The 21,947-nt window shown below is 74.6% G+C and carries 18 protein-coding genes; 16 read left to right on the top strand and 2 right to left on the bottom strand.

What is annotated here, in order from left to right:
* Nucleotides 1-119 precede the first annotated feature (119 nt).
* Complete coding sequence (locus ACI78U_RS06490) at nucleotides 120-701, top strand: DUF4865 family protein (RefSeq protein ID WP_456874464.1); 582 nt, start codon at nucleotides 120-122, stop codon at nucleotides 699-701.
* A gap of 119 nt (nucleotides 702-820) precedes the next feature.
* Here the strand turns inward: ACI78U_RS06490 and ACI78U_RS06495 are convergent, their stop codons facing one another.
* Nucleotides 821-1,153, bottom strand: a complete 333-nt coding sequence (locus ACI78U_RS06495; protein ID WP_456874465.1) for a hypothetical protein — start codon at nucleotides 1,151-1,153, stop codon at nucleotides 821-823.
* On the opposite strand from ACI78U_RS06495, the gene ACI78U_RS06500 reads away from it, so the two are divergent.
* From ACI78U_RS06500 to ACI78U_RS06525, 6 genes are all read left to right on the top strand, one after another.
* Complete coding sequence (locus ACI78U_RS06500) at nucleotides 1,143-1,277, top strand: hypothetical protein (RefSeq protein WP_456874466.1); 135 nt, start codon at nucleotides 1,143-1,145, stop codon at nucleotides 1,275-1,277. The two genes, ACI78U_RS06495 and ACI78U_RS06500, sit on opposite strands and share 11 nt — an antisense overlap.
* A gap of 156 nt (nucleotides 1,278-1,433) precedes the next feature.
* The gene (locus tag ACI78U_RS06505; protein WP_456874467.1) at nucleotides 1,434-1,667 is read left to right on the top strand and encodes a heavy-metal-associated domain-containing protein; all 234 of its coding nucleotides are present in this window, start codon (nucleotides 1,434-1,436) and stop codon (nucleotides 1,665-1,667) included.
* Nucleotides 1,668-1,702: 35 nt separating this feature from the next.
* On the top strand, nucleotides 1,703-2,155 hold the full coding sequence (locus ACI78U_RS06510; protein WP_456874468.1) for a hypothetical protein: 453 nt from the start codon (nucleotides 1,703-1,705) through the stop codon (nucleotides 2,153-2,155).
* A 111-nt stretch (nucleotides 2,156-2,266) separates the two neighbouring features.
* Entirely contained in the window at nucleotides 2,267-2,767 is a 501-nt protein-coding gene (locus ACI78U_RS06515) for an N-acetyltransferase family protein (RefSeq protein ID WP_456874469.1), read from the top strand.
* Between the two features lie 115 nt (nucleotides 2,768-2,882).
* Entirely contained in the window at nucleotides 2,883-6,152 is a 3,270-nt protein-coding gene (locus ACI78U_RS06520) for a heavy metal translocating P-type ATPase (RefSeq protein ID WP_456874470.1), read from the top strand.
* Entirely contained in the window at nucleotides 6,149-6,610 is a 462-nt protein-coding gene (locus ACI78U_RS06525; protein ID WP_456874471.1) for a hypothetical protein, read from the top strand. Before ACI78U_RS06520 ends, ACI78U_RS06525 begins: the two co-directional genes overlap by 4 nt.
* 67 nt (nucleotides 6,611-6,677) lie before the next feature.
* On the opposite strand, the gene ACI78U_RS06530 is transcribed toward ACI78U_RS06525, so the two are convergent.
* Nucleotides 6,678-9,389 (bottom strand): AAA family ATPase, encoded by a 2,712-nt coding sequence (locus ACI78U_RS06530; protein ID WP_456874472.1) that lies wholly within the window; start codon nucleotides 9,387-9,389, stop codon nucleotides 6,678-6,680.
* 156 nt (nucleotides 9,390-9,545) lie between these two features.
* Here ACI78U_RS06530 and ACI78U_RS06535 point away from each other — a divergent pair, with 156 nt between their 5' ends.
* The 9 genes from ACI78U_RS06535 to ACI78U_RS06575 all read left to right on the top strand — a co-directional run bounded on the left by ACI78U_RS06535 (nucleotide 9,546) and on the right by ACI78U_RS06575 (nucleotide 21,891).
* Nucleotides 9,546-9,998 (top strand): hypothetical protein, encoded by a 453-nt coding sequence (locus ACI78U_RS06535; protein WP_456874473.1) that lies wholly within the window; start codon nucleotides 9,546-9,548, stop codon nucleotides 9,996-9,998.
* A 39-nt stretch (nucleotides 9,999-10,037) separates the two neighbouring features.
* Nucleotides 10,038-10,370, top strand: coding sequence for a hypothetical protein (locus tag ACI78U_RS06540; RefSeq protein ID WP_456874474.1), 333 nt, complete (start codon nucleotides 10,038-10,040; stop codon nucleotides 10,368-10,370).
* Between the two features lie 22 nt (nucleotides 10,371-10,392).
* A complete protein-coding gene (locus tag ACI78U_RS06545) occupies nucleotides 10,393-11,418 on the top strand; it encodes an NAD(P)-dependent alcohol dehydrogenase (protein ID WP_456874475.1) in 1,026 nt (341 codons plus the stop codon).
* A gap of 1,288 nt (nucleotides 11,419-12,706) precedes the next feature.
* Nucleotides 12,707-14,266, top strand: coding sequence for a right-handed parallel beta-helix repeat-containing protein (locus tag ACI78U_RS06550; RefSeq protein ID WP_456874476.1), 1,560 nt, complete (start codon nucleotides 12,707-12,709; stop codon nucleotides 14,264-14,266).
* Nucleotides 14,259-16,052 carry a thiamine pyrophosphate-requiring protein gene (locus tag ACI78U_RS06555; RefSeq protein WP_456874477.1) on the top strand — a complete coding sequence of 598 codons (1,794 nt, stop codon included), beginning with the start codon at nucleotides 14,259-14,261 and terminating at the stop codon, nucleotides 16,050-16,052. Before ACI78U_RS06550 ends, ACI78U_RS06555 begins: the two co-directional genes overlap by 8 nt.
* 508 nt (nucleotides 16,053-16,560) lie before the next feature.
* On the top strand, nucleotides 16,561-17,478 hold the full coding sequence (locus ACI78U_RS06560; protein ID WP_456874478.1) for an alpha/beta fold hydrolase: 918 nt from the start codon (nucleotides 16,561-16,563) through the stop codon (nucleotides 17,476-17,478).
* Nucleotides 17,479-17,989: 511 nt separating this feature from the next.
* On the top strand, nucleotides 17,990-19,630 hold the full coding sequence (locus ACI78U_RS06565) for an FAD-dependent oxidoreductase (protein ID WP_456874479.1): 1,641 nt from the start codon (nucleotides 17,990-17,992) through the stop codon (nucleotides 19,628-19,630).
* A gap of 187 nt (nucleotides 19,631-19,817) precedes the next feature.
* The gene (locus ACI78U_RS06570; protein ID WP_456874480.1) at nucleotides 19,818-20,711 is read left to right on the top strand and encodes an alpha/beta fold hydrolase; all 894 of its coding nucleotides are present in this window, start codon (nucleotides 19,818-19,820) and stop codon (nucleotides 20,709-20,711) included.
* Nucleotides 20,712-20,907: 196 nt separating this feature from the next.
* Nucleotides 20,908-21,891 carry a hypothetical protein gene (locus tag ACI78U_RS06575; RefSeq protein WP_456874481.1) on the top strand — a complete coding sequence of 328 codons (984 nt, stop codon included), beginning with the start codon at nucleotides 20,908-20,910 and terminating at the stop codon, nucleotides 21,889-21,891.
* Nucleotides 21,892-21,947 lie beyond the last annotated feature (56 nt).

A 21,947-nucleotide genomic window follows, 5' to 3' on the forward strand; every position in this document is an offset into this window, starting at 1 on the left:
GCATCGCCGCCGCCCGGCCCGCGCTCACCGGGCCGGCGCACCAGTTCAGCCGAGCCACCTGACAATCCGCTCCGGACGCGCGACGGTGACCCGCGTCCCCCAGGGACCCGAGGAGCCCGATGCACGCGATGCAGTACGAGATCACCCTGCCCGCCGACTACGACATGACGATCATCCGCCGCCGCGTCGCGACGCGCGGCTCGGGCACCGACGCCTTCCCCGGCCTGGGCGTGAAGGCATACGCCGTCCGGGAGCGGGGTGTGCTCGGCTCCCCGGTGAACCAGTACGCGCCGTTCTACCTGTGGGCTGATGCGGCCGGCATGAACCAGTTCCTCTTCGGCCCGCCATTCGCCGGGCTCAGCGCCGACTTCGGCCGGCCGGTCGTGCGGCACTGGACCGGCGTGGCCTTCCAGCCGGGCCCGGCCTGGGCGGCCACGCCGACGGCGGCGACGCGCACCACCAGCAGTCTGCCGGCGGACGTGCCGGTGGCCGACGCCGTCGATGCGGCCCTCGCCGACCTGGCCGCGGAGCAGGCCACCAGCGGACTGCACAGCTGCGCGCTGGTGGTGGACCCGGCCACCTGGGAGATGGTGCGCTTCCGCCTCTGGGCCGAGCAGCCAGCGGAGGGTTGGGGGCAGCGGTACCAGGTCCTGCACGTCTCGGCCCCGCACGTGCAAGCCCTGCCCGCCGTCGGGCGGTGACCCGTAGGTCGACTACGCGCCGGCGGCCCGCCGCAGCAGGCAACCCCATGCCAGTGACCGCACGACGGGTTGCCGCTGCGACCGGACGGAGCCCCGTGTGAGAGCCAGGGCGGCGGGAGTCAGGTGAGCGGCCGGGCGGCCAGCTGACCGTTGTCGATCAGAGCCCGCACATGCTCGGCCTCGAGCGACCCCGGGAACTGGCCGCGGCCATCACCCGGACCCGCGTGCCCGCCGCCGGCTGATTGACCACCGGGCGGATGGCCCGCCGCAACGTCGCTGACGGCACGTCCGGCAATCCCGGCGATCTTCCCGGTGCGGGCGCCCTCACCCACGCACAGGGTCAGCACCGGCATCTGGCCCGCCGACCACCGCAGCACCGGCGGCGGCTCCGCGCCCGCCCGGCAACCCACCGCCTGCCCCGTCCCCATCCAGGAGAACCCCATGACCTTCACCCACGAGTACCTGGCCCGATCCCGAGCGCAGGAGCTCATCCGCGACGCGCAACGGGCCCGGCTGGTCCGGTGCCTGCAGCCCTCCCGGCCCTGGCGGCGACGTCCCCGCTGCTGCGGCAGCTGACCGCACGCCCCCACGCCACCGGCGGCCACACCGCAGGCCCCGGTCGCTGCCCGACCCTCCTGGCTCAGATCCCGGCGATTTCCCCGGTGAGACGCCCCACCCCCGCGCCGACGCTTCTTCCCGACCGCACCACCACCCGCACCCCGAGGAGTTCCCATGCTGTCCAGCACGCCGCGCACCTTCGTCGGCTCGACCACCTTCACCGTCACCGGCATGACCTGCGGGCACTGCCAGCGCGCCGTCACCGAGGAGATCGCCGCCGTCGACGGCGTCGAGTCGGTCACCGTCGACCTGGCCAGCGGCACCGTCACCGTCACCGCCGAGCGCCCGGTGGACCGCGCCGACATCGCCGCCGCCGTCGACGAGGCCGGCTACGCCCTCGTCCCGTGACCCCCGCCCACCCCGACCCTCACCGGAGACCCACAGTGCCCACCCCGACCCGCACACCCAGCGTCGCCACCGCACACGCTGAGACGGCGCACGCCACGCCCCACCTGAGCGCCAGGACGTTCACCCTCCACTTCCTCGAGATGGTCGTCGCGATGGCCGTGGGCATGGTGGCCCTGCACCCGGTGTGGAACCTCGTCCTCGACGCCGTCGGCGCCCCCGGCCTGATGTCCAACCCCTACACGGGAGCGCTCATCATGGCGACGAACATGACCGTCGCCATGTCCGCGTGGATGAAGGTCCGCGGCCACCGCTGGCGGCCCATCGCCGAGATGGGCACGGCCATGTACCTGCCCTTCCTGGTGCTGTTCGTCCCGCTCGCCCTCGGGCTCATCGGCACCGGCGCCCTGATGATCTGGGGCCACGTGCTCATGCTCCCGGCGATGGCCGCGGCGATGCTGCTGCGCCCGCACGAGTACGCGCACTGCTGACACCCGGACGGCCGGCACACCGCCCCGTCCCCGTCGGCGCGGCGGGAGCAGCCCGCCGGCTCCCGCCGCGCCACCGCCTTCGACCACTCCTGTCCGAGAGGACTGCCCGCCATGAGCGCCGTCACCACCCACCTCACTGCCGTCGGCGTCCGGATCCGCCGGGCCACCCCGGCCGACGCCGCTGACGTCGCCGCGATGGTCGGCGAGATCGCCGCTCACGAGGACCAGACCGCGCACGTGCACGTCGACCTCGAGCAGTGGCGCTTCCTGCTGGCCCGGCCCGAGGTGACCGTCCTGCTGGCCGAGCGCGACGGCGCCGCGGTCGGCTACGTCTCCGCCGTCCGCCAGCTGCACCTGTGGACCGGCGGCGACGTGCTCGCCCTCGACGACCTCTACGTCCGCCCCGGGCACCGCGACGCCGGCGTCGGCCGGCGGCTGATGGCCGCTCTCGCTCGCCTCGCCGCACCCGAGCAGCTGCTCATCCGCTGGGGCATGGAGGTCGACAACGTCGACGCTCAGCGCTTCTACCGCCGCCTCGGCGCCACCCTGCGGCCCAAGATCCTCGCCGCTTGGCCGCCCGCCGCCTACACCGACCTGGCCGCCGACGGCTGACCGGAGACCGGGCATGCGCCAGCCGGTGAACCTGGCGATCTCCCCGGTCCGAGCGCGCCTCCCACCGCGAACGATCCAGCCGTAGACCGAACCGCCCGTCCACCAGGAGACCGCGATGACGACCACCGCACAGGCCAGCGCCCCCGCCGCCGCGGCACTCGAGCCGGACAGCTGCACCCTCGACATCGGCGGCATGACCTGCGCCTCCTGCGTCGGCCGGGTGGAGAAGGCCCTCAACCGGCTCGACGGTGTGACCGGCGCCGAGGTCAACCTGGCCACCGAGGTCGCCACCGTCCGCTTCGACCCGGCCCAGGTCGGCCTCGAGGAGCTGACCGCGGCGGTCAGCCGCGCGGGCTACACCGCCACGCCGCGCCGCGAGGCCCAGCCCACCGGCGAGCCCCCCGGCAGCGGCGCCGACGCGCCCGGCACGGACCGGGACGGCGAGGCGCACCTGACCGCGCTGAGGCGGAAGTGGCAGATCACCCTGGCCACCGGCCTCGGGCTGATGGGCCTGATGTACGTGCCGTTGTACCTGGACGCGATGGACTGGCTGATGCCGGCGATCCTGGTGGTCGCCACCGTGGTGCAGTTCTGGGCCGGGCGCGACGTCTACCGCGCCGCCTGGGCCGCCGCGAGGCACCGTTCGACGAACATGAACACCCTGGTGGCGCTGGGCACCGGCGTCGCCTGTGCGTACAGCGCGTTCGTCACCCTGTGGCCGGCGGCCGCCGAGCGCTGGGGGCTGCCGCTGCACGTCTACTTCGAGACCTCCCTGGTCATCCTCGCCCTCGTCCTCGCCGGGCGGTGGATGGAGGCCAAGGCGAAGAAGCAGACCGCTGCGGCGATCACCGCCCTGGTCGGGCTCGCCCCGAAGACCGCCCGGGTGCTGCGCGACGGCGCCGAGATCGACGTGCCGGTCGATCGGGTCGTCGTCGGCGACCTGGTCCGGGTACGGCCCGGGGAGAAGCTGCCGGTCGACGGCGTCGTCACCGACGGCGCCACCGCGGTCGACGAGAGCATGCTCACCGGGGAGAGCCTGCCGGTGGACAAGACCGTCGGGGACACCGTCATCGGCGCCACGATCAACCGCACCGGCACCGTCGTGCTGCGGGCCACCGCGGTCGGTGCGGACACCGCACTCGCGCAGATCGTGCGCCTGGTCGAGGACGCGCAGGGCGTCAAGGTGCCGCTGCAGCGCCTCGCCGACCGGGTCTCGGCCTGGTTCGTGCCGCTCGTCCTCGGTCTGGCCGCGGCCACCTTCCTCGCGTGGGCGCTGCTCGGCCCGGACACCGGCCGGCTCACGATGGCGATCACCACCACCATCGCCGTGCTGATCATCGCCTGCCCGTGCGCCCTCGGACTGGCCACCCCGACCGCGGTCATGGTCGGCACCGGCCGCGCCGCCGAGCTCGGCATCCTCATCGGCAACGGCGACGCGCTGGAGACCGCCCGCCGGGTCACCGCCGTCGTCCTGGACAAGACCGGCACCCTCACCCGCGGCAAGCCCGCCCTCACGGGCGTCACCACCACCGGCGGCTGGGCCGAGGACGACGTCCTCGCGCTGGTGGCGGCCGCGGAGACCGGCAGCGAGCACCCCGTCGCCGAGGCGCTCGTCGCCGCCGCCACCGCCCGCTTCCTCGACCTGCCGCCGCTGCGCTCCTTCGACGCCGTGCCCGGCCACGGCATCGACGCCGTCGTCGACCAGCGGCACCTGCTGGTCGGCAACGCCGCCCTGATGACCGCCCACGGCATCGAGATCACTGCGCTGGAGGCCACCGCCGCCACCGACGCCGCGGCCGGCCGTACCCCGATGTTCGTCGCCATCGACGGGAACGCGGCCGCGGTGCTGTCCGTCGCCGACACGGTCAAGCCCGAGTCCGCCGAGGCCGTCGCCCAGCTGCGGGCGCTCGGGCTGCAGGTGTGGATGCTCACCGGCGACAACGCCGCCACCGCCACCGCGATCGCCGAGCAGGTCGGCATCGAGCACGTGCTCGCCGAGGTTCTGCCCGCCGACAAGGCGGCGCAGGTCCGCCGCCTGCAGGAACAGGGACACGTCGTCGCGATGGCCGGGGACGGCATCAACGACGCCGCCGCCCTCAGCGCGGCCGATGTGGGCATCGCCATCGGCACCGGCGCCGACGTCGCCATCGCCGCCTCCGACATCACCCTGGTCGGCGGCGACCTGCGCGGCATCGTCTCCGCGATCGCGCTGTCCCGGCGCACCGTGACCACCATGAAGCAGGGCCTGGGCTGGGCGTTCGGCTACAACGTGCTGCTCATCCCGGTCGCCGCCGGCGCCCTGTACTGGTGGGACGGGCTGCTGCTGGACCCGGTGCTGGCGTCGGCGGCGATGGCGATGAGCTCGGTCAGCGTCGTCACCAACGCGCTGCGGCTGCGCCGCTTCCGCCGCCCCGCCACGGCCGCCGAGATCCTGCACCCACCGCTGCGCGCACGGATCGGCCAGTACGCCTACCTCACCGGGGTGGCGGTGGTCGCGCTGAGCCTCGGGGCCGGCCTGACCGCGGTCAGCCGGATGGAGTTCGCCGAGCGCGGGATGAACGGCCAACTGGCCTGGGTGCAGGGCACTGGCATGCCGATGCGGCCGGCGATGAGCGAGATGATGACGGCCGAGGTACCGGCCACCGACGCCACCGACGCCGGCGTCGACGTCCGCCTCGACCTGCCCGCCGACCTGCGACCCGGGCAGCCGACCCGGTTGGTCGTCACCGTCATGGACAGCGAGACCGGGGAGCCGGTCGAGGACCTCGCCCGCAGCCACGAGGCGTGGATGCACCTGATCGCCACGCGGGAGGATCTCGGTACGTTCGCGCACATCCACCCCCAGCCGACCGGCGCACCCGGGCAGCTGGCCGTGGAGGTCACCTTCCCCACTGCCGGCCGCTACATCGTCAACACCGAGTTCCGCCGGCAGGGCGAGATGGGCGACGTCCACCAGCGTCAGATGATCACGGTGGCCGGCGCCGCGCCGGAACCGGTGGTCCGGGCGGCCGGGCCGCGCAGCGCAGTGGTCGACCGGATCCGCGTCGAGCTCGAGGGCGACGCGACGGCCGGCGGCCGCAGCGACCTGCACTTCACCTTCACCGACGACGCCACCGGCCGGCCGATCGACGACCTGCAGCCCTATCTGGCCGCCGCCGGCCACGTCGTGGTCATGCGGGCCGACGGGCAGACCTTCGCCCACGAGCACGCCGAGGTCGAGGACGCGTCCGGTCGCCCGGTCTTCGCCCTGCCGGGCCAGACCTTCGGCCCGGAGCTCGACGTGCACACCGAGTTCGCCACGGCCGGCACCTACCAGCTGTGGGGTCAGTTCCGGCTCGCCGACGGACAGGTGCTCACCGTTCCTTTCACCGTGGAGGCGCAGTGACCACGATGGCGACCCGTGTCCGGCCGGCGACCCGCGCCGACGCCGCGGAGGTGGGGGAGGTGCTCGCCGAGGCCTTCGAGAACTACCCGTGGATCCGCTGGGCCTTCGGGAAGCGCCCGAGCCGAGACCGGCTGGCCGCTCTCTACCGGCTGAATGCGGGAGTCGCCGGTGCGGAGCGAGGGGCCACCTGGGTCGCGGAGCAGGACGGTGCCGTGGTCGCCGCGGCCTGCTGGACCCGGCCGGACGCTCCCGAGCTGTCGGCCGCGACCGAGGAACTCCTGTCCACGGAGATCCCCCGGTTGATCGGTGACCGGGCCGAGCGCCTGGCGGAGGCCGACGACTGCGTCGCGCGACTGCTGCCGGCCGAGCGGCACTGGTTCCTCGGGTGCGTGGGTACCCAGCCCCGGTGGCGGGGACGCGGCCTCGGTGCCGCCGGCCAGGTGCGTGCGCCGGAGTAGCGGAGCAGCGTCGGGGACGGGAGACGAGTCCGCCGTAGCTCGCATGCGCAAGCCGCCGGTGGCCTGGCTAGACCTCGAGCGGCAGGGCGGTGAGCTCGGCGCGGGAGGCGACACCGAGCTTGGCGAAGATGTTGCGCAGGTGGAACTCGACGGTGCGGGGGCTGAGGAACATCTGCGCGGCGACGTCCCGGGTCGTCAGCCCCCGCCGGACGAGGGCGGTGACCTGGCGTTCCTGCGGGCTCAGATCTGTGGCGGTGGACACGTCGCGGCGGCGGGCGGTCTCGCCGGACGCGCGCAGTTCGGCCGCGGCGCGGTCGGCGTGGGGCGCAGCACCCGACTCGTCGAAGAGTGCCAGGGCGGCGCGCAGGTGCTCGCGGGCGTCGATCCGACGCCGCGCGCGGCGCAGGTGCTCGCCGAGGGCCAGTTCCGTGCGGGCCCGATCGGGCAAACGCAGGGAGTCGGCGTGCGCGGCCAGGGCGCGCCGGAAGTGCTCCTCGGCGGCGGGGCCCTCGGCGAGCAGCGCACGACCGTGCTCGACGACGGCGACCGCGGCCGGCGCGGCGGTGCCGGCGGCGAAGGTCGCCAGCTCCTCCAGCCACGCGTGGGCGAGGTCGTCCCGACCGGCCCGGACGGCGATCTCCAGCCGGTCGATCGCCGCGAGCCGACGCACTCCGGGCTCGCTGATCTGCTCCAGGTGGTGCAGGGCGGCCGCCGGCTGTCGGGCGGCCTGCACTCCTCGCGCCCAGTGCAGCAGGTCGACGACGACGATGTCGGTGACCCCGCTCGGACGCGCCAGCCGGATGCTCGCCGCGTCGGCGAGGTGACGCTCGGCCGCCTGCTGGTCGCCACGCTGCACCGCCAGCAGGGCGAGTTGCGCGGTCGGCAGCGCCGTCATCCCTGGACGTCCGGTGCTGGCCGCGAGCGACCTCGCCTCGGTCGCGGCGCTGACCGCGTGCGCCCAGGCGCCCACGGCGATCTGGAACTGGACACCGCGGGTCAGCGCGTGCTCGACCTCGTCCAGCGCTCCGGCGCGGCGGGCGGCTGTCAGCAGCTGGTCGTGCAACCGCAGCCCGCGCTCGTCGTCGCCGATGACCAGCGCTGCGATGCCCAGGTTGCGCTGCACGTGGTCGCGGACGAACTCGGCCTCGGTCAGCGCGAACGCCTCGTGGATCGCGCCGGCGGCTGTGCTCCAGTCCCGGCGTGCCGCGGCGAGGAATCCGCGGAGCAGGGCCTCGGCGGCTCGCGTTCGGGGCGGGGCGTCCGGCGCCGGTGCGGGCACCAGTGCCCCCGGGTCCACCCCGCGCGGCGAGCGGGCGCCGAACACGGCCAGCGCCGCGGCGACCACGGCCAGCTGTCCCGCCAGCGCGGGATCGACGTCGGCGGCGACCTGCGCGGCCTGCAGGGCGAGGTCGAAGCCGTCGTCGAGTGATCCGGAGTTCCACTCGATCTGGCCCTGCAGGGCCAGCAGTTGCGCCCGTAGCAGCGGGTCGGTCACCTCGGCCGCCGCGGATGTCGCCAGTGCCGCCGCCCGGGAGGGGTGCGCACCAGCCCACGCCGCGGAGGCGGCCCGGTACAGCCGTCGTCCCCGGTCTTCGGCGCCGGTCGTGAGTTCAGCGGCGCGGGCCCACGCCGCGGAGGCCGCCTCGTGTCCGCCGCGGCCGGCGGCGCGCTCGGCGACGGCGTCGAGCGCCGTGACGACCGCCTCGTCGGGGCGGTCGGCGGCGGCCGCCAGGTGCCACGCGCGCCGGTCCTGGTCGGCGGCGAGGACGTCGGCCAGCGCGCGGTGCGCCGCGCGTCGCTGCGCGCTGGTCGCCGCGCGGTAGACCGCGGAGCGCACCAGCGGGTGGTGGAGCGAGAGCGTGGTCCCCTCGACGCGGAGCAGCCCGGCCCGCTCGACCTCGTCGAGGGCATCGCCGGCATCGAGACGGTTCGCGGCCTCGCCGACGACGGGCAACCGGGCGGTGTCGTCGGCCGCGGCCACCAGCAGGAACCGCTGAGCCGCGTCGGTGAGCCGGCGGTAGCGGTCCAGGAACGCCCGCTCGACACCGCCGGTCAGCGGTAGCTGCGCCGGCAGCGGCGCCTGCCCGGCCAGCTCGTCGTCGGTCAGGACGGCGGCCAACTCCACCAGCGCCAGCGGGTTGCCGCCGGTACCGGTGACCAGCTGGTCGCGCACCGCCGGGTCGATCCCCCTCCCGGCGCGGGCGGCCAGCAGCACGTCCGCGGTCTCGCCGGTGACGCCGCCGAGGACGATGGTGGGCAGGTCCCCGGCGTCGAAGTCGTGGACACCGCCGTCGCGGGCGGCGAACAGCAGGGCCACGCGTTCGGCCTGCAGCCGGCGGGCGGCGAACAGCAGCGCCGCGGCTGATGCGTCGTCCAGCCAGTGCGCGTCGTCGACGACCGCGAGCACCGGTGACTCCTCGGCGGCGTCGGCGAGCAGGCTCAGCGTGCCGAGGTAGGCCCGGAACCGGTCGCCTTCCCCCTCGGCCTCGCCCAGCGCGGCCCGCAAGGCGGTCCGCTGCGGCGCCGGCAGTGCCGGCAGGCGGGCGTGCAGCGGCCAGAGCAACCGCTGGAGGGCGGCGAACGCCAGGGGGGACTCCGACTCCACGCCCTGCGTGCGCAGCACGGTCATGTGCGCCGCCGAGCTCACGGCGCCGGCCAGCAGCGTCGACTTGCCGGATCCGGCCACGCCGCGGATCACCAGCGCCCCGCCTCGCGAGGAGCCGGCGGCGTCGAGCAGGGCCGTGATCGACGCGCGTTCGGCCTCGCGACCGGCCAGCACGGAGCCGACCGTACCGGCTGCCGGCTGCCGGCTGTCCTCGACGTTCCCGGCGGGGAACCCGGTGAAAACACCGTCCCGAAGCCCGATCCGGTGCGGCGAGGCTGTTCCTCGACCGGCTTCCACCCTGCTGGCCGGCGCCACCCCCCGGGAGCAGCCATGACGACCAGCACCTCGGCCGAGCCCACGCCCGCCGGGCGCGCCCAGGGCCTGCGTACGCCGGTGGTCTGGGGCGTCACGGTCGGCGGGATCCAGGCCGCCACGCCGCTGGCCTTCTCCTGGCTGAGCGCCGCCACCGTCTATGCCCTCGGGCTCGCCGTGATCGCCGCGGTGTACGTCGGCTTCGCCGTCGCCGACGGGCGCCGGCACGTGCTCGTGGTCGAGACGGCCGTCGCGTCGGTGTTCGTGGTCGTCGCCGCCGCCGCGGTGCCCGGATCGGCCTGGCTGATCGTGGCCGGCCTGGCCGGCCACGGCCTCAAGGACCTGTGGCAGCACCGCACCCGGTTCGTGGCCAACACCCGCTGGTGGCCTCCGTTCTGCGCCACCGTCGACTTCGTCGCCGCCGCGCTGGTCGCCGCCGCGATCACGGCCGGCCTGCTCATCGCAGGGTGAGCACGCCGCACCGGTGAGCCGCGGCGCTGTGGGCCGGCAGTGGAGGTCAACGAGGTCGCGACCCTGCCCGCGCTGCTCACCCAGGCCCGCGCGCTGACGACCCTGGGCAGCACGCCCCTGGTGGTGCTGACTGCGGCCGGACACGATGGGGATCCGGCCTGGGCGGCCGCTCACGACCGGATGGCGGGGCTGTCGACGAACAGCAGCCACCGTTTCGTGGGCGCCACGCACGCCGGCCTGATGGATGAGGAACGCGGAGCCGCCCTCTCCGTGCGCGCCATCGCCGACGTCGTCCAGGCCACGCGTACCGGTTCGCCGCTTCCGCCGAACCGATCAGGAGCACTGACCAGCTCCACCAACCTCGAGCCGTGAGTCAGGAGAGACGAGGTCGACGATGGAGACCACACGAGGGACCCGAGCCGGGCAGAGCAGCGGCCCCGACACGATGGACGCGGTGCACCAGAAGCGGTACGGCACAGCTCCGGAGCACCTCCTCGAGGTGGGCCGGACCGACCGGCCGGTCGCACGGGACGGCGAGGTTCTCGTCCGCGTGCGGGCGGCGAGCGTGGACCGCGGCACCTGGCACCTGATGGCCGGCCGCCCCTATCCCGCGCGGCTGGTCTTCGGCCTGCGCCGGCCGAGCTTCCGCAACCCCGGCCGCAACCTCGCGGGGGTGGTCGAGGCCGTCGGTGCGGGAGTGACCGAGTTCCGGCCGGGCGACGAGGTGTACGGCATCGCGTCGGCCAACGGCACCTTCGCCGAGTACGCGGTGGCGAAGCAGGACAAGCTCGACCGGAAGCCGGCGAACCTCTCCTTCGAGCAGGCGGCGGCCGTGCCCGTGTCAGCCGGCACCGCGCTGGAGGCGGTTCGCGACCACGCCGGGGTGCAGCCGGGGGACAGGGTGCTGGTCATCGGGGCCTCGGGTGGCGTGGGCACCTTCGCCGTCCAGATCGCCAAGGCCCTGGGGGCGGAGGTGACCGGCCTGGCGGGCGGCGCCAAGCTCGACGCCGTCCGCCGGCTGGGCGCCGACGTCGTCCTCGACTACCGCCGGGACGAGATCCCGCAGGGCTGCTTTGACGCGATCATCGACATCGCCGGGCGCCGCCCACTCGCGCAGCTCCGGCGGGCGCTGACCCCGCAGGGGCGACTGGTCATCGTGGGAGGCGAGACCGGCGGCCGGCTGTTCGACGGGCTCGGCCGGCAGTTGCGGGCCGTGCTGCTCTCGCCGTTCGTCGGCCAGACTCTGGGCTTCTTCGTGAACAAGGAGAGCGGCGCGGACCTGCGGGCGCTCACCGGTCTGATCGAGGTCGGCTCGGTGATGCCGCTGGTCGACCGCGTCTTCCCGCTCGCCGAGACGGCGGCCGCGATCAGGCGCGTGATCGACGGCAAGGCGACCGGCAAGGTCGTCGTCACCGTATGACCCCTGGCGCGGAGTGCCAGAGGCCAGGAACCAGCGCCGCACCGGGCGGGCGGGCCACCAGCTCGCCGAACTCCTTCTCCTGCATCCCCCTGCGGCGGGGAACCGAGGCCCAGGAACCTCCAGATCGTTCCGAGGACGGCCGTCAGGGCGACCGGTCGGGAAGCGAACCGGATGGGGGGGTGCAGATGCCCATGCACGGGGCTCTGACCTGCATGGACACGCGACCACCAACAGCCGGAGCGGTGGTTCGGCCGGTCCTCCCGCTACCACGAGACAGTGGCCCTCACAGTGATTGTGAGGGCCACTGTCGTTCGTGCAGGGGTCCGCGAGTCGCGGCTGACGTCGAACCGCAGCACGCCGAGGCGGTCGCCCTGCCTTCCGCAGTGGCCGGTACCCCCGCCGCGCTCCTCGGGGCCCGCGAGGCTCCGGCCCCGGCGAGGCTCCGGCCCCGGCGCTCCGGGTCGCAGTCGAGCGGGATGACCGGCTGCGACCCGGGACGGAGCGGGAGATGTGCTCGGCAGAGCGCCCGTACCCCTCCGACGGTAAGGTCGACCCCACTCGCGCGACCGGGAAGCCACCCTCGGGTTCGACGGACGCAGGGAGCCCGTCGTGGTAGAGCCCGGCTACTCATCCTCCTGCGAGGAGCACGGGGCGTCGGATCTGGTGCGGTTCGCCGCGGGCTGACCGCTGTCCACGGTGAGGACCGCTCGCGGCTGGATCTCGCGTGATCGCGGACGCCGTGGAGCCGGCGACCGCCGTCTCGCGACCTCCCACCCGGCGCGAGTGACCCAGCCGGCGAGGTCATGCGGCGGCAGGTGCCAGGGGGGCCGTGGCAGGCGGTCATCGGCTTCGGAGTCATCAGCCTCGCAGGACTCCACGGTCGAGGCGTTGCTCGCCCAACTGGTCCTGTCCGGGCGCCGGGCCACCGGCTGCGGCATGGTCGCCGCCGTGCAAGGCGTGGTGGCGGTGGCCGGGGTGTGGTGGTCGGGGGGACTCCTGGCGCGCGCTGAGGACCCGCCTGTCGTGATCAGCCGCAGTCGTCCGTGCCCGGCTGGCTGCCCTGCAGCGGGGCGCGACACGGCCTACGGCTCGACCTGCAGAGCCTGCCCGCGCAGCATCCCCGGTGTCGCACTGCTGGTGGACCGGTCGGCCCGGCGCAACGTCCGGGAGGGCGAGCGGACGCGAGCCGGTCACGGTGGTGGGGACCGCCTGGCGTCGGGGCGGCCGGGCCGTGGATGAGCACGCGGCCCGCTGGGTGGCGGGCACCGGAGCAGACCCTGGGAGCCACATGGACGCGAGGCCGGTGCACGACGCGCGGGAGCACGGCCTGACCGGGGACGGTGTGACCAACGACCAGCCGGCCCTCGCCGCCCTGGTCGATCGGCTCGGCGACGCGTGCGCCGAGGACGGCCGGCCACGGGTCATCTCCGTGCCGCCGGGTGACTACTGCATCCGGGACGCCGCGACGGTGTGGCGCTCCGGGGTCTCACTGGTGGGCGCCGGGATGGCCGCGACCCGCTTCCTGCTGGCCAACCCGGGTGCACCGGGGACGCCGACCCCGTTGATGTGGTTCACCACCGCGCAGCACGGTGCCGGGCCGGACAATCACCTGGCCGACTGCACCTTCGCCGGCTTCCAGGTCGACGGCTCGGGCATGCACCTGGACGAGTACGACCCACTCGCCAAGGGCTTGGGCCTGCAGTACGTGCTGCGCGGTCGTTTCCGGGACCTCTGGGTGCACGACACCCCCGCGACCGGGTTCGGCTGCGACTTCCTGCAGGACACCGTCGTCGACGCCGTCCTGGCCGAGCGGTGCGGCCGGCTCGACAACGGCGAGCAGCCGGGCGGGGCGGGGATCGGCATCGGCATCGGCGGGTGGGGGACCACCGAGCGGCTGACCGTCACGGCGTGCACGGCCCGGGGCAACGGCACCAACGGCATCTTCGTCGAACTGCAGCAGCAGATGTGGCCGCCCCCGCGGGGCATCCGGATCACCGCCTGCCACGTCGAGGACAACCGTTTCGGCATCTCCGACTGGGGCGCCGACGGGCTGGTCGTGACCGGCTGCACGATGATCGGCAACCACGAGGCCGGGTTCGACATCTCCGCCCAGGGCACCGCCGGGATGGCCGGCCGGGGCGGCATGGTCGTCAACTGCATCATCGACGGGAACCTGCGCGACGGCATCGGCATCGGCAACACCCCCGGCCCGTACACCATCAGCGGCAGCCGGATCAGTGCCAACGGGCGCTACGGCTACTGGCAGCACCCTCTCGGTGAGGGGTACCGCGGACCCGCGATCGACCTCGTCCTGGACGGGAACTCGATCCGGGACAACGGGCTGGACGGGATCCGGGTCGACGCCGGGGTGGACCACTGCGCGTTCACGCGCAACCGGATCCGCAACAACGGCCGGCGGGCCGCCCCGGCCACGTCGAGGGGCGGGTCCGGCGTCTCCTACGGCGAGCTCACCCTCACCGACGAGACCGCCGACTGGCGTCCCGACGGGCACCGGGGCAAGCACGTGACCGTCGCCGGGGAGGACGCGGTCGTGCTGTTCAACACCGCGACGACGCTCGGGCTGGCGCCGCACCGGCCGGGCGCCGGGAGCGCCTGGCGGTCCGGCCGACCTGCCGAGGGCACCCCCCACCACCTGCCGGGCTCCCCCCGGCTGCGGGCCGGGATCACCCTCGACGCCCCGGTCGGCGTGCTCGACCTCGACGGCAACCGGATCTGGGACGACCAGGAGGAACCCTCCCAGACCCACCCGACCTGGACGACCGAGCGAGCCTCGGGCGCCACCGCCCGGGCGCAGGGGCACCCGGAGAGCGGGGACACCGATGAGTGAGGACCAGCGGCTGGTCGCCGACCTGGTCGTCGAGCGGCTGCGCGCGTGGGGGGTCCAGCGGGTGTTCGGGCACTCCGGCGACGGCATCAACACGGTGCTGGGGGCCATCCGGCGGGCGGGCGACGCGCCGGCGTTCGTCCAGGCGCGGCACGAGGAGAACGCCGCCCTGATGGCGGTCGGGCACGCCAAGTACACCGGCGGGGTCGGCGTCGTGCTCTCCACCCAGGGTCCGGGCGCGGTGCACCTGCTCAACGGTCTCTACGACGCGAAGCTGGACAACGTCCCGGTGGTCGCCGTCGTCGGCCAGCAGGAACGGACCGTGCTCGGCTCGGCCTATCAGCAGGGCCTGGACCTGCAGACGCTGTTCACCGACGCGACCCAGTACGTGCAGACGGTGGTCGCCGCCGAGCAGGCGCTGATGGTCATCGACCGGGCCTTCCGGAGTGCCCTGGCCACCCGCCAGCCGTGCGCGGTGGTCCTCCCGCACGATGTGCAGAAGCTGCCGCTCCCGGAGCCCCTGCCCCAGCGGCACGGAGTGGTGATCAGCGCGCCGGAGTGGCGCCGTCCCCGCGTCCGGCCGCAGGACGAGGACCTCCGGGATGCCGCCGACCTGCTCAACGACGGCCGGAAGGTGGCGCTGTTGGTCGGTCAGGGGGCCAGGCACGCCGGCGCCCAGGTGCGGGCCGTCGCCGACCGGCTCGGGGCCGGGATCACCACGAGCCTGCTGGGCAAGCCCTGGGTGGACGAGCGGCTGTCCACCAGCGCCGGCGTCATGGGCCATCTCGGCACCAGTGCCAGCGCCTTCCTGATGAGCTCCTGCGACACCCTGCTCATCGTCGGCAGCAACGACCCGTGGACGGAGTTCTACCCGCCGCCGGGCCGGGTGCGCGCCGTCCAGATCGACGTCGACACCCGCAACCTGGGCAACCGGTACCCGGTCGATGTCGGGCTGCCCGGCGACGCCGCGGAGACCCTCGACGGGCTGCTGCCGCTGCTCGGAGCACCGGCCGACGACGGCTGGCGGGCCGAGGTCGTCGACGCGGTCGCCCGCTGGCGCGCTCTGGCCGAGGAGCGGGCGGCGCTGCCGGCCGAGCCGCTGAACCCGGAGTTCGTGATCCGCGAGCTGTCGCCGCGCTTGCCGGTCGATGCCCAGGTCAGCCTGGACGTCGGCTCGGTGACCTACTGGTACGCCCGGCACCTGACCCTGCCACCGGGGGTTCCGGCGCACCTGTCCTCCACGCTGGCGAGCATGGGCTCGGCCCTCCCGTACGGGATCGCGGCCAAGCTCGCCGCGCCCGACCGCCCGGTGATCGCCCTGGCCGGCGACGGCGCCATGCAGATGAACGGCATCGCCGAGCTGATCACCGTCGCCGGGCGGTGGCGGGACTGGCCGGACCCGCGGTTCGTCGTCTGCGTGCTGCACAACCAGGATCTCGCCGAGGTGACCTGGGAGATGCGCGAGATGGAGGGCGACCCGCGGTTCGACGCCAGCCAGCGGCTGCCCGCCTTCCCCTATGCCGGATACGCGGACCTGCTCGGCCTGCGCGGCATCCGGGTCGACGCCCCGGCCGACGTGGGGACCGCCTGGGACGCGGCGCTGACCGCCGACCGCCCGGTCGTGCTGGAAGCCGTGGTGGATCCGGAGGTCCCGCTGCTGCCGCCCTTCCCGGCCGGTGAGCAGAAGCGCGACCAGATGCGGCAGGGGCTCGCCCAGGACGGCCCGGCGGGCGAGCGGGCCCTGCGCCTGCTGGACGAGCAGGCCCGGCAGGAGCGCGAGCGCCGGTGACACCGGGGTGCCGTCCTCGGATGCCGCTCGCCGGAGGTGCCCAGTACTGCAGCCCCACCCATCTCGGTCGGCTGCGGTGTGACTGCGGCGGAGGGGCGGACCTCGGTCCCTCGGTGGCCGAGGAGGTCACTGTGGCACGGGTCGTTCGTCGCGACGTCCTGCCGGTGGAGCACCATCCGGTCTGCCGGGGGGCTGGCCGGGCGGACGTGGTCGGCCAGGGCGAGCACGCAAGGCAAGGCGTCGATGCCGACCACGGTCACCTGCGTCAACGTCTCGGCGAGGGCCACCGCCGGGCCGCCGACACCGGGACAGGGACGCCCCGGACCCGGACGAGGCCGGTGCGGATGATGTGGCACGACCCGACCGGCTCGGTCCGTGACGCGCGGTCGGGGCGGTCCCGCTCCCTGCGGTGCGTCCGGTGTGCGGCGTCACCTCTCGGCCGTGGCCGTTGCACAGGAGGTCGACCGGCGAGGAGGGTCGTGCTGCACAGGGGATCGAGGAGCGTGGCATGGCGCTTGTCGAGGCGGCGGGCGGCGGTGGGTTCGGCGCGCTGCAGCAGGTGATGGTCAACGGGGTGTCGCTGGCCTACCGGCAGGTGGGTACCGGGGAGCCGGTGGTCCTCGTGCACGGCGGTCTCGGTGACCTGCGCACCTGGGCCGCCCAGCTCGATCCCCTCGGTGCGCGGTGCCGGGTGATCGCCTACAGCCGCCGCTACGCCCGGCCGAACGAGGCCATCGTCCCTGGCGCAACAGACCCGATGCCGGCGCACGTCGAGGACCTCGTCGCGCTGCTGCACACCCTGGAAGCGGCTCCGGCGCACCTGGTCGGCAACTCGTGGGGTGCGTTCATCTGTCTGCTCACCGCGATCGAGCACCCCGAGGTCGTCCGCAGCCTGGTGCTCGAGGAGCCGCCGCTGTTGCCACTGGTGCTCGGCTCCGGGCCCCGCCCGCAGCCGGCCGTCCTGGCGCGCAGCCTGCGTCGCCGGCCGCGCGCGACGCTGGCGGTGCTGGCATTCGGGCTGCGCACGTCCGCCCCGATGGCCTGGGCCTACCGACGCGGTGATGCCGATCGGGCGCTGCAGCTGTTCGCCCGCGGGGTGCTGGGCCGGCAGGCGCTGGCCCGGCTGACCCCGCAGCGCTGGCAGCAGATGCGGGAGAGCGTGACCGAGCTGCACGCCGAGTTCCGTGCCGGGTTCCCACCGCTGGCCGAGCCGGACCTCTCCGCCGTGCGGGTACCGGCTCTGCTGCTGACCGGCGAGGACAGCCCGACGATCGAGGGCGCGCTCAGCGAGTGGCTTGCCGAGCTCATGCCCGGGGCCGAGCTGCTGGTGGTACCGAGGGCGTCGCACTTGATGCACGAGGACAACCCTGCGTTCGTGAACGACGCCATCGCGGGCTTCGTCGCACGCCGGTCATCCCGGCAGTGACCCGGACCGGCCGTGGGCAGCGCAGTGGCGGGTCCCCTCAGCGCTGACCGAGGGGCGGCTGCACCCGCAGGGGACGGGTGTCGTGGCCGGGCCTGCGTCGCGCGAGCGGAGAGTGGTTCTCCCGTCCGCCCCGCTCCGCCGGCCCCTCGCGCCGGGGCCGGTCGGCCGCGGGTTGCGGCGCCGCGATCGCTGTCCGGTCGCCGGCATGATCACCTCCGTCTCCCCCGGGTTCGCGGCCGGCCGACCCGGAAACGGACCACGACGGGGTGTGCAGGTGCCTGTGCAGCGGCTTGTGACCTGCGGCGATGAGCGAAGGCCAACAGCGGGAGCGGTGGTTCGGCCGGTCCCCCCGCCACGCACGACCGGACCCCGGTCCTCCAGGTGGAGGCCGGGGTCCGGTGCGTCGTAGGCCGTGCGGGCCGCCGGTTGCTCTCGCGGCCTCCGGCCTCCACGGCTCTCCGGACGGTGACCGGCTGCGGCACACTGCGCGGTCACCGGCGGAGGTGGAGCGATGGACAGGCCCGTGCTGATGGCGGTGGACGACGAACCGGCCGCGCTCGCTGCGGTGCAGGGGGAGTTGGCCAAGCGCTACGCCGCCGACTACGACGTCCGCTGTCTCACCTCGGCGGAGGAGGCACTCGGCGACCTGGCGCGGGTGCGGGCGGCGGGCGGGCAGGTGGCGCTGGTCCTCGCCGACCAGTGGATGCCCGGCATGACCGGCACCGAGTTCCTCGACCGGGTGCGCACCCTGCACCCGGAGGCGAAGCGGGCGGTGCTGATCACCTGGGGCGACCGGTCCACGGCGCCGGTGCTGTCGGCGTCGGTGCTGCGGCAGATCGACTGGATCCCCAAGCCGTGGCGACCCGGTGACGAGCACTTCCACCAGGCCATCGGTCAGTGGCTGTACGAGTGGGCGCTGCCGCACCGCCCGCACTTCGTCACCGCGCGGATCGTGGGGGAGCGGTGGTCGGCCCGCTCCCACGAGTTGCGGGACCTGCTCAGCCGCAACAGCGTCCCCTTCGACTTCCTCGACGTGGGCTCGCAGGAGGGCCGGGCTCTGCTCGGTGAGGTCGGCGCGCTGGCGGGGGCGCTGCCGGTGGTGGTGCTCTTCGACGGCCGGGTCCTGGAGAGCCCGTCCGGTGTGGAGATCGCCGCCGCCCTCGGGATGCGGACGCAGCCGGGCGCGCAGCCGTACGACGTGACGATCATTGGTGCCGGTCCCGCTGGTCTGGCCGCGGCGGTCTACAGCGCCTCGGAGGGGCTGCGCACGGCGGTGCTCGAGGCGGAGGCGATCGGCGGGCAGGCCGGCACCAGCTCGATGATCCGCAACTACCTGGGGTTCCCCCGTGGCATCACCGGCGCCGATCTGGCGCAACGGGCGTACGAGCAGGCCTGGTTGCTCGGCGCGGAGTTCGTCTACGGGCCGCGGGCGGTCGGTCTGCGGGCGGACGGTGCGATGCGGGTCGTCTCCCTCGCCGACGGGTCCGCCTTCGTCAGCCGTGCCGTCGTCCTGGCCACCGGGGTGACCTACCGCCGCCTCGGTGTCCCGTCGCTGGACGCTCTGATCGGCGCCGGGGTGTTCTACGGGGCGGCGGCTCCGGAGGCGCAGGCGATGGCGGGAGAGGAGGTGTACGTCGTCGGCGGGGCCAACTCGGCGGGCCAGGCGGCGCTGCACCTGGCTCGCTACGCACGGCAGGTGACGCTCCTCGTCCGCGGGTCCTCGCTGGCCGCGACGATGTCCGACTACCTGGTCCGCGAGATCGACGCCACGGCCAACGTCGCCGTCCGGTACGGCACCGAGGTGGTGGGCGGCGGCGGCGAGGGGCGGTTGACCCACCTCGTGATCCGCCACCGCGGCGGCGGGGACACCGGGACGGTGCCGGCTGCGGGTCTGTTCGTGATGATCGGCGCCGAGCCCCACACCGGGTGGCTGCCCGATGCCGTCGACCGGGACGACGCCGGCTACGTCCTGACCGGCCCGGACCGGAGCGGCGCGTCCGCCGGTGGCGGGACCCACGAGTTCCAGACCAGCCTGCCCGGCGTGTTCGCCGTCGGCGACGTCCGGCACGGGGCGGTGAAGCGGGTGGCCTCCGCGGTCGGTGAGGGCGCGGTGGTCATCCGCATGGTCCACGACCACCTCGGCCGGGGCTGAGGCGTCCACACCCGGGACGGGGCTCAGACCCCCACGGCACCGCCACGCTGGAGCCGTCGCCACCCGCGCGCCAGGATGACGGCATGGCCGACCCCGTCGAGCCCCCCGCGGTCCTCCCGCGGGAGTTCGAGCCGTGGCTGCCCCGCCCGGCCGGTCCGGCGCGGTCGGCAGAGAGCGGCGTGGGGGCGTGAGCGGCGCCGGCACGCCAGGGGTCGAGCACGGCACCGCCGTGGTGGCGCCGGGTGTGCGGATCCACCACGTGGTGGCCGGGGCGGCTGTGGCGGACGGGCGGACCGTGGTGCTGGTGCACGGCTATCCGCAGTCGTGGTGGTCCTGGCGGCACGTCATCGGCCCGCTCGCCGAGGCCGGGCACCGGGTGGTGGCCGTGGACCTCCGCGGTGCCGGCGCGTCGTCCCGCCCGGCGGCGGGCTACGACACCTGGACGCTGGCCGGTGACGTGCACACGGTCGTGCGCGACCACCTGGCCGTCGACGGCCGGGTGGCGGTGGTCGGCCACGACATCGGGTCGATGGTGGCGCTGGCGCACGGACTGCGCTTCCGCGGGGACGCCGACCGGCTGGTGCTGATGGAGGCCACGCTGCCCGGCACGCAGGTGCACGAGCAGCTGGCGAGCGATCCCCGGCACTGGCACTACGCCTTCCACGCCACCCCCGACCTGCCGGAGTTCCTCACGGCGGGGCGGGAGCGGGAGTACCTGCGGTTCTTCTTCGACGGCGCCGCCCACGACCCGTGCGCGATCACCGCGGACGACCTGGACCGCTACGCGGCGGACTTCCGGCAGCCCGGTGCGATGCGTGCCGGCTTCGAGCTGTACCGGGCGTTCGCGCAGGACGACCGGGACAACCGGGCCGCGCTGGCCGCCGCGGGGAGGCTCACGGTGCCGGTGCTCGCCGTGGCCGGTGAGGCCAACCTGTTCGCGGAGGTCGACGAGGCGATGGCCCGGGAGGTGGCCGACGACGTCCGCGCGGTCACCGTGCCGAGCGCTGGGCACTGGGTGCCGGAGGAGAACCCGTCCGGGCTGCTGGAGGTGCTGCTGCCGTTCCTCGAGGTGCCGGGCTGAGAGGCGGTTGCGGGTCGGCGACCGGGCCCTCGACCGGGCTCCGGAGCCGCCGGGGCCCGGTCGGTCGCTGGCCGGGGGATCGGGACGACCGGGGCGTTGGTCCCTGGGCCGCACGGGCGGCACGGGCGACAGTCGGGAGGGCGGGCGGCTGACGCCGTCCCGTCCACGAGTACGACGATGCCGAGTGGAGGCAGCCATGCCCATGACGGTGCGGAGGACGACCGGCCGGCTGCGGGCGGCGGTGCTCGTCAGCGGAGTGGTCGGCCTGGTGGTCGCGGTCGTGCCCTCCGCCACGGCGACACCGCCGAGGGGTGCGACGACGGCGCCGGAGGTCATCGTCCTGCCGGGCGCCACCTCGGCGGAGGGGATCACGCGCGGCGAGGGCAGCACGTTCTACGCGGGCGACCTGTTCGAAGGCGACATCTACCGCGGCGATCTGGAGCGAGGGACCGCCGAGCGCTTCATCGACGCGCCGCAGGGTCGGTGGGCGGTCGGCATGGACGCCGACACCCGGCACGACCTGCTGTACGTGGCCGGTGGCGGCACCGGACAGGCCTACGTCTACGACCTGCGGACCGGCGCCACCGTCGCCAGCTACCAGTTCACGCCACCGTCCCCACCGGACGCCGATCCGCCCACCACGGTGGTCAACGACGTCACCGTCACGAAGGCTGGCGCGTGGTTCACCGAGAGCCGCAGCGGCGTCCTGTACTTCGTGCCGGTCGACCGCCACGGTCGACCGGGCACGGAGTTCCGCGCGCTCACCCTGCGGGGTCCGGCGGCCGAGACCCCCGGCCCGTTCAACCTCAACGGGATCGCCGCCGTCCGGCACGGCGGCACCCTCGTCGTCGCCCACTCGGCCAACGGCGCGCTGTACACGGTGGACCCGGCGACGGGCGACAGCGCGCAGATCGCCGGGGTCAGCGTGCCGGCCGTGGACGGCATCGTGCTGCAGGGCCGGCGGCTCTGGGCGGTGCAGAACAGCAACCAGGTCACCGAGGTGCGGCTGAGCGGGGACCTGACGAGGGGATCGGTCGTGGAGGTCATCACGAGCGACCTCTTCCAGATCCCGGCCACGGCGATCCGGCACGACGGCAGGCTCGCCGTCGTGAACGCGAAGTTCGACACCGGCATCCCGCCGACCGCTGACCAGTACGAGGTCGTGCTCGTCGACGACTGACGTCACCTGCCGTGTCGTCAGCGGTCCGATCGCGGATCGGCCCGGCCCGCGCCGCA

Source organism: Geodermatophilus sp. SYSU D00710 (assembly GCF_054050195.1).

Coding starts and splice junctions, on each gene's coding strand:
- ACI78U_RS06535 (WP_456874473.1), top strand. CDS start 9,546: ATGACGACCAGCACCTCGGCCGAGCCCACGCCCGCCGGGCGCGCCCAG.
- ACI78U_RS06555 (WP_456874477.1), top strand. CDS start 14,259: ATGAGTGAGGACCAGCGGCTGGTCGCCGACCTGGTCGTCGAGCGGCTG.
- ACI78U_RS06520 (WP_456874470.1), top strand. CDS start 2,883: ATGACGACCACCGCACAGGCCAGCGCCCCCGCCGCCGCGGCACTCGAG.
- ACI78U_RS06505 (WP_456874467.1), top strand. CDS start 1,434: ATGCTGTCCAGCACGCCGCGCACCTTCGTCGGCTCGACCACCTTCACC.
- ACI78U_RS06550 (WP_456874476.1), top strand. CDS start 12,707: ATGGACGCGAGGCCGGTGCACGACGCGCGGGAGCACGGCCTGACCGGG.
- ACI78U_RS06560 (WP_456874478.1), top strand. CDS start 16,561: ATGGCGCTTGTCGAGGCGGCGGGCGGCGGTGGGTTCGGCGCGCTGCAG.
- ACI78U_RS06500 (WP_456874466.1), top strand. CDS start 1,143: ATGACCTTCACCCACGAGTACCTGGCCCGATCCCGAGCGCAGGAGCTC.
- ACI78U_RS06545 (WP_456874475.1), top strand. CDS start 10,393: ATGGAGACCACACGAGGGACCCGAGCCGGGCAGAGCAGCGGCCCCGAC.
- ACI78U_RS06490 (WP_456874464.1), top strand. CDS start 120: ATGCACGCGATGCAGTACGAGATCACCCTGCCCGCCGACTACGACATG.
- ACI78U_RS06565 (WP_456874479.1), top strand. CDS start 17,990: ATGGACAGGCCCGTGCTGATGGCGGTGGACGACGAACCGGCCGCGCTC.
- ACI78U_RS06575 (WP_456874481.1), top strand. CDS start 20,908: ATGCCCATGACGGTGCGGAGGACGACCGGCCGGCTGCGGGCGGCGGTG.
- ACI78U_RS06515 (WP_456874469.1), top strand. CDS start 2,267: ATGAGCGCCGTCACCACCCACCTCACTGCCGTCGGCGTCCGGATCCGC.